Below are 7,447 nucleotides of genomic sequence, written 5' to 3' on the forward strand. Positions count from 1 at the left end.
GATGTAAGCTCTTCTTAATACTAAAAGATAAAATATTGAGCAAAGGAGACTGGGAAAAGATAGTTTTTTCCCAGTCTCTTTATATCCCTTAAAAATCTTTGTAGAAAGCAATCAAATTTTATTTGTCACACGGATTAAAATTACAACTTTCATAATACATGTGCATTTTAAGGGTATTTTCTGTCAACAAAACCTTCTGTCTGACAGAATTATATTCTGTAATACGCTATTCATTAATTTCGTACCAATTCCCCGTCTTTGATAAGCGGAATAACCAGTAACTCTTGGACATAAATGAATGTCAGACCATTACCAACTACTCTGATTAATCCAACTAATTGACTATGATCCTAAGCGCCAATAGCAAAAAGCAAATTTGCAACAGCCTTTTGTAGTTGCCCGAGAATTTTGTGTATAAGAACTCCAACCGAAGCTGGTGTATAAATCGATGAGTTGGTCTAAAGCAATATTTTAGTCAGCTATATATTTCATTTTTATTCCTCCTTAACTAATTGATAATTAAAGAGTAATACGTGATTTTCCCATGTACACCTTTCCAATTTATTTTTTATAGAGCCAGAAATTTATCAAGTTTTGCAAACAAAAAATCAATTAATAGTTAACAAGGTAATTTACTGTAAGTTGAAATATAGAAATAGTAAACAAGAAGGCAGATTTATTCCTATTTTTGTTGCGTTTCCAAAATATAGATTATTTTAGTCAAAGCTATCCAGTTCAGTCAATGCATTTTCCCAAGCAACATTTGCCTCAGTGAGCTGATTTTGCACTTCAGTGAGCTGTTCCTGCAAAGGGCCTAATTTGTCGAAGTTGGTAGCAATTTCAGGATCAGCCATTTGAGACTGAATGTCTTCCTGCTCTTTTTCCAGCTGTTCAATCTTATTTTCAGTATTTTCAACTTCTCTTTGCAACTTACGCTTTTGTGAATCGCGCAATTTTTGCTCTTGATAAGAAAGTTTATTTTTATTTTCGTCTACTTTTGCTGCCGTATTATTTGCTGCCGACTCGTTCTCTGAAACAATATTTTGCTTATTTTTTTCATCTAGATAATAGCTATAATCACCCTCGTAAACTTGGGCAGTACTATCTTTGATCTCCACAATTTTGTTAGCTAACTGATTAATGAAATAGCGATCATGTGACACAAACAACAAAGTACCGTCAAAATCCTGCAAAGCTTTTTCTAATACTTCTTTCGCCTCAAGATCCAAATGGTTAGTAGGTTCATCCATCAGCAGAAAGTTGTTATGTTCAAGTGACAAAACCGTTAATGTTAATCTCGCTTTTTGACCACCAGATAATTGTCCGACAGTTTTATCAATATCTTTTGCCGTAAACAAAAAACTGGCTAAAATCGATCTCACATCTTTTTCAGGCATTGTTTTATGACGGTCCCAAACGGTGTCAATCACCGTTTTAGTTGGATCAAGTCCCTGCAGTTCTTGATCATAGTAGCCGATATCAAGGGATGCACCGTACTTAATTGAGCCTTTTTTTGGCTTTAATTCCTTCATCACGGTTTTTAGTAAAGTTGATTTACCAATACCATTTTGACCAATTACGGCTACGCGGTCGCCTTTATTTATTTGCAGAGAAATATCGTGCACCATTGTTTTTGTTGGATAGCCAATTGTTAAATCACGTAAAATTAGTACTTCTTTACCTGAAGGCCTTTCGCTTTGGAAATTAATGCGCACTTTATTTTTGTGCTTTGGGGGAGTGATCCTATCCATTTTCTCCAATTGCTTGCGGCGGCTTTGTGCTCGTTTAGTAGTTTTGGCTCTGACAATATTTTTTTGAATAAATTCTTCGTCTTTTTTGATTTGCTCTTGCTGCTTTTCATACGCTTCTTCTTGCTGACGATCACGCAGCTGCCGTTCAGCAACGTATGCGGAATAATTCCCCTTAAAGACAGTTAATTTGCCAAATTGCAATTCAAAAATCTGTGTGGCTAAATTATCTAAAAAATACTGGTCGTGGGAAACAACTAAAATAGCACCAGAATAATTTTTAAGATAACTCTCCAGCCAGTCCAGAGTGTCTAAATCAAGGTAGTTGGTAGGCTCATCGAGTAATAGCAGAGCAGGTTTGCGCAGTAGCAATTTAACAAATGAAAGTCTGGTCTTTTCTCCTCCGGAAAGACTTGCGATTTTTTTTGACCAAGTTGCTTCAGGAAAGTTAAAGCCATTCAAAATACTCTTGATATCAGCCTGGTAGGTATAGCCCCCTTGCTGCTCAAAGTTGAATTGTAGCTGGTCATACTGTTTTAACAAATCACTTCTTTTAGGGTTAGCAGCGATGTCTTGCTGTAAACTTGTAATTTTTTTGCTCATATTAATTAATGAAGTAAAAACAGACAACATTTCTTCCCAAATTGTTTTACTTTCATTTAAGCCATTTTCTTGGGCAATATAGCCGACATCTATATTTTTATTGATGGTGAAGTCACCATGTGTGGCTTCTTCTTCACCGGTCATAATCTTAAGCAGGGTCGTTTTACCGACACCATTTGGTCCAATAAGACCTATTCTGGCATTTGCGTCAATTGAAAAATTGACATTTTTAAATAATGTGTTGGCACCAAATTGTTTTTCTAAATCGTGTCCTTGTGCAATTATCATAATTTTTCACCTAAAAACCATTTTAGCATACGTATTGAATTTCTTGTGTGAGAGTTTGACGGATATATGAAAGAAAATGAGCAAAAATACAGCTTTTTAAGCGTGAATGAATAAAAATACCAGTTTCTATTATCAAGCCTGTTACCATTTTGCTAAAATTTAAAAGATTGTGAAAAAAATGTTTGCAAATGACGTAAATTTATAGGTAAAATAGAATTGATTGCTGAGAAATTCACAAGAACGAATTATGGTTACTTAATTAAGTTGGAGGCTTCTTAAATGGAAAAAATCAAAATACCAACGGCAACGGCTAAAAGGTTGCCGTTATATTACCGTTATCTTATTATCTTAAATGAGGCTGGCAAAGAAAAAGTTTCTTCGACTGAATTGTCTGAAGCTGTTCAGGTAGACAGTGCTTCAATCAGACGTGATTTTTCTTATTTCGGCGCTTTGGGCAAAAGGGGTTATGGCTACGATGTAAAAAGTTTACTTTCTTTTTTTAAAAAGATTTTAAACCAAGACACTTTAACAAATGTTGCTTTGGTTGGCGTAGGTAACTTGGGTCATGCTTTATTAAATTACAATTTTAAACGCTCAAATAATATTCGCATTTCTTGTGCTTTTGATATTGATGAGAAAATTACCGGCAGAATTCTAAGCGGTGTGCCTGTCTATGATATGAGTGAACTTAAAAAGCAGCTTAGTGACCAACAAATTTCTATTGCGATTTTAACGGTGCCATCTGCGGCTGCTCAAAAAACTGCTGATGATATGGTAGAAGCTGGAATTAAGGGAATCATGAATTTCACCCCAATTCGTTTATCTGCACCAAGTGGCATTAGAATTCAAAACGTTGATTTGGCTACTGAGTTGCAGACACTTATTTACTTTCTTGATTCGGATAAGAAAAAATAGTTTTAAAAAGCAAATTAGCACTTTTTTACTCAAAGTGCTAATTTTTTCTTGCATTTTTTCATAAAAGGGGTTATTATCGTAAATGTAAGTTAGCACTTGACAAATAGGAGTGCTAATGGCACATAAAAGAGATTAAAATTTAATTTTAGGAGGGACAAACGTGTTACAACCAATAGGTGATCGCGTGATCGTAAAAGTTAAAGAAGAAGAAGAAAAGACTGTAGGCGGAATCGTCCTGGCTTCTAATGCTAAACAAAAGCCGACAGAAGGTGAAGTAGTTGCTGTTGGTGAAGGTAACTTTGCTGAAAATGGCAACAAAATACCTATGACTGTTAAGGAAGGCGACGTTGTTTTATACGACAAGTATTCTGGTACAGATGTTAAATACGATGGTCAAAAATATTTAGTCCTTCACGAAAAAGATATTTTAGCAATTGTTAAGTAATTAAGGAGCGTATAAAAATATGGCAAAAGAAATTAAATTTTCAGAAAAAGCAAGACGTTCCCTGTTAAAGGGCGTTGACAAATTAGCTGATACTGTTAAGGCTACTATTGGTCCTAAGGGTAGAAACGTTGTTTTGGAGCAATCTTACGGCAACCCAGACATTACTAACGATGGTGTGACAATTGCCAAGGCAATTGAATTAAAAGACCACTATGAGAATATGGGTGCTAAGTTAGTTGCAGAAGCAGCACAAAAGACCAATGATATTGCCGGTGATGGTACTACTACTGCGGTTGTTTTAACCCAAGCAATTATTCGTGAAGGTATGAAGAATGTTACTGCTGGTGCTAACCCTGTTGGTGTTCGTCGCGGTATTGAAAAAGCCACAAAAGCTGTAGTAAATGAATTACACAAGATTAGTCATACTGTTTCTTCAAAAGACCAAATTGCTCAAGTTGCTTCAGTTTCTTCAGCTTCAAAAGAAGTTGGTGATTTAATCGCTGACGCAATGGAAAAAGTTGGTAATGATGGTGTTATCACTATTGAAGACTCACGTGGTATTGAAACTGAATTATCAGTAGTTGAAGGTATGCAATTTGACCGTGGTTACCTGTCACAATACATGGTAACTGATAATGACAAGATGGAAGCTGATCTTGACAATCCATATATCTTAATTACTGATAAGAAGATTTCTAATATTCAAGACATCTTGCCATTGTTACAAGAAATTGTGCAACAAGGTAAATCACTTTTAATTATTGCCGATGATGTTTCTGGTGAAGCTTTGCCAACATTAGTTTTGAACAAGATTCGTGGTACATTCAATGTTGTTGCTGTTAAGGCTCCTGGCTTTGGCGACCGTCGTAAAGAACAATTGCAAGATATTGCCGCTTTAACTGGTGGTACAGTAATTACTGAGGACTTAGGGCTCGAATTAAAGGACACTAAGATTGACCAACTAGGTCAAGCTCGCCGGATTACTGTAACTAAGGACTCAACTACTATTGTTGATGGTTCAGGTTCAGATGAAGCAATTAAAGACCGTGAGGACTCAATTAGAAAGCAAATTGCAGAAACTACTTCTGACTTTGACAAGAAGAAATTACAAGAGCGTCTGGCTAAATTAACTGGTGGCGTTGCTGTTATTCATGTTGGTGCTGCTACGGAAACTGAATTAAAAGAGCGCAGATACCGCATTGAAGATGCTTTGAACTCCACTCGTGCAGCCGTTGATGAAGGCTATGTTGCTGGTGGTGGTACTGCTTTAGTAGATGTTAAGGACGCTGTTAAGGACCTTAAAGGTGACAATGCTGATGAACAAACAGGTATTAACATTGTCTTAGAAGCTTTGACTGCTCCAGTTCGTCAAATTGCTGAAAATGCTGGTGAAGATGGTTCAGTTATCTTGAATAAGCTTGAAGGTCAAGAAAATGAAGTTGGTTACAATGCAGCTAACGGTAAATGGGAAAACATGGTTGAAGCCGGAATTATCGACCCAACTAAGGTAACCCGTACTGCTTTACAAAATGCTGCGTCTATTGCTGCCTTGTTATTGACTACTGAAGCCGTTGTTGCCGAAATACCAGAAGATAAACCTGCCGCTGATCCAAATGCAGGTGCTGGCAATCCAGGTGTGATGTAATTTAGTTTTTATTAGTTAATTAATAAATCCTACTAGCAATCCTGTGGGGCTTGCTGGTAGGATTTTTGCTTTGAAATTTTGCTTACAGAATTTGATAAGTAATTGCTGCCTTTACATAGGAAGGAATATTAGTGGAATATTTAAGTTTACTAGGTATTGTAGTTATAGTGATTGGCTTTGCGCTGGGACTTGATACCATAGCCGTTGTTATTATTGCTGCTTTAATTACAGCCTTAGTTTCAGGAATTGATTTTGTCTCGTTTTTGACAATTTTGGGTAAAGGATTTATGGATAATCGCATGGTTTCCCTGTTTTTTCTGACTTTACCGACAATTGGCATTTTAGAAAGACATGGCTTAAAGCAAGCTGCTGTTAATTTGATTAAAAAAATGAAAAAATTGACGCCAGGTCGTATTTTCGATATTTACCAAGCCATTCGTGAAATTGCTGGTGCTTTCGGCATTTCATTACAAGGACACGTACAGTTTATTGCTCCTTTGATTAATCCAATGGCACAAGCTGCAGGTAAGGTTAACAGCGAATTGACCTCTTTAGAAGTTGACCAAATTAAGGGTAGGGCGGCTGCAACAGAAAATTTTGGTAATTTTTTTGCCCAAAATTTGTTCGTAGCTTCTTCAAGTGTTCTACTTATTGCAAGTACTATGAAATCACTGGGTCACCCGGTGGATCCTAGTGGCATAGTTTTATATACTTTTCCAGTTGCAATCATCAGTTATATTTTATGTGTGGGTTACAATCATGTGTTTGACCAAAAATTATTCAAACAGCAAGAAAAGTAGGAGAAATAATGGATACTTTAATCAATAATATTTTATTAGCGTTCTATATCTTAATCGGGCTGTTTTTCTTGGCTGCAGCAATTGAGTCTTGGCGTGATCAATCAAATCCTGTGCGTTGGGGTACCGGGCTTTTCTGGTTTTTGTTTGCAATACTATTTTGCTGCGGGCAATGGCTGTCGGATACAATTAACGGTGCAATTATTATAATTATTGCCTTGTTATCTCTATTTAAACAGGTTCGCGTAGGTCACATAAAAGATTTGGATGAAAAAGTTGCTCAACAAACGGTTAAACGCATTGGCAACTGGATCTTTTTGCCAAGTATCTTGCTAGCAGTTTTAGCTTTATTAATAGCCCAATTTACTAATCTAGGTGGCCAAGTAGGTATAGGTGTGGCAGCAATTGTTTCACTTATTTGCGCACAAATTTTGACAAAAGCAAATGTGAAAGTTGTGTATGAGGATACTCAGAGAATGGTGCGTTCGGTAGGGTCAGCGGGAATCTTACCACAGCTGCTTGCTACTCTGGGTGTGGTGTTTACAGCTTCCGGTGTGGGGCAAGTGACTGCTAAAGCTATTTCTGGACTTTTTCCTATTGGAAACCATTTATTGGGAGTTACACTCTATTGTGTTGCCATGGCTTTGTTTACAGCCATCATGGGTAATGCGTTTGCGGCCTTTGCAGTTATTACTGCTGGGATTGGCATCCCTTTTGTTGTGGCACAAGGAGGTTCACCGGTTGTAGTTGCAGCTTTAGGGATGACTTCGGGTTATTGCGGTACACTGTTAACACCAATGGCGGCAAACTTTAATACCCTGCCCGTTGCTCTTATGGAAATGAAAGATCAACTAGGCGTAATTAAACAACAATTTCCGATCGCAATCAGCATGTTGCTTATTCAAATTATGCTAATGTATTTTTTGGCATTTTAAGATAGTAAGGAGAAATATAATGAAAATTCTTGTAACAGGTTTTGATCCATTTGGTGAAGATAAAATTAATC

Annotated in this window: 6 protein-coding genes; 5 read left to right on the top strand and 1 reads right to left on the bottom strand. The window is 36.7% G+C overall.

Annotated features, from left to right (window positions below; translation table 11 throughout):
• Window positions 1-716 precede the first annotated feature (716 nt).
• Window positions 717-2,639 (bottom strand): ABC-F family ATP-binding cassette domain-containing protein, encoded by a 1,923-nt coding sequence (locus Q0R51_RS04375; RefSeq protein WP_294756991.1) that lies wholly within the window; start codon window positions 2,637-2,639, stop codon window positions 717-719.
• Between the two features lie 279 nt (window positions 2,640-2,918).
• On the opposite strand from Q0R51_RS04375, the gene Q0R51_RS04380 reads away from it, so the two are divergent.
• The 5 genes from Q0R51_RS04380 to Q0R51_RS04400 all read left to right on the top strand — a co-directional run bounded on the left by Q0R51_RS04380 (window position 2,919) and on the right by Q0R51_RS04400 (window position 7,376).
• A complete protein-coding gene (locus Q0R51_RS04380) occupies window positions 2,919-3,554 on the top strand; it encodes a redox-sensing transcriptional repressor Rex (protein ID WP_046325257.1) in 636 nt (211 codons plus the stop codon).
• 160 nt (window positions 3,555-3,714) lie between these two features.
• A complete protein-coding gene (gene groES / locus Q0R51_RS04385; protein ID WP_122026291.1) occupies window positions 3,715-3,999 on the top strand; it encodes a co-chaperone GroES in 285 nt (94 codons plus the stop codon).
• A gap of 19 nt (window positions 4,000-4,018) precedes the next feature.
• Window positions 4,019-5,644, top strand: coding sequence for a chaperonin GroEL (gene groL / locus Q0R51_RS04390; RefSeq protein WP_265666535.1), 1,626 nt, complete (start codon window positions 4,019-4,021; stop codon window positions 5,642-5,644).
• 131 nt (window positions 5,645-5,775) lie between these two features.
• Window positions 5,776-6,444: a DUF969 domain-containing protein gene (locus tag Q0R51_RS04395; protein WP_294756995.1), complete on the top strand. Its 669-nt coding sequence runs from the start codon at window positions 5,776-5,778 to the stop codon at window positions 6,442-6,444.
• Between the two features lie 8 nt (window positions 6,445-6,452).
• The gene (locus Q0R51_RS04400; RefSeq protein ID WP_294756997.1) at window positions 6,453-7,376 is read left to right on the top strand and encodes a DUF979 domain-containing protein; all 924 of its coding nucleotides are present in this window, start codon (window positions 6,453-6,455) and stop codon (window positions 7,374-7,376) included.
• Window positions 7,377-7,447: the final 71 nt, after the last annotated feature.

Source organism: uncultured Lactobacillus sp. (assembly GCF_946477725.1).
Classification (GTDB): Bacteria; Bacillota; Bacilli; order Lactobacillales; family Lactobacillaceae; genus Lactobacillus.

Excerpts from the sequence above, each read along its gene's own strand:
- groL (WP_265666535.1), top strand. The coding sequence starts at position 4,019 with ATGGCAAAAGAAATTAAATTTTCAGAAAAAGCAAGACGTTCCCTGTTA.
- Q0R51_RS04400 (WP_294756997.1), top strand. The coding sequence starts at position 6,453 with ATGGATACTTTAATCAATAATATTTTATTAGCGTTCTATATCTTAATC.
- Q0R51_RS04380 (WP_046325257.1), top strand. The coding sequence starts at position 2,919 with ATGGAAAAAATCAAAATACCAACGGCAACGGCTAAAAGGTTGCCGTTA.
- Q0R51_RS04375 (WP_294756991.1), bottom strand. The coding sequence starts at position 2,639 with ATGATAATTGCACAAGGACACGATTTAGAAAAACAATTTGGTGCCAAC.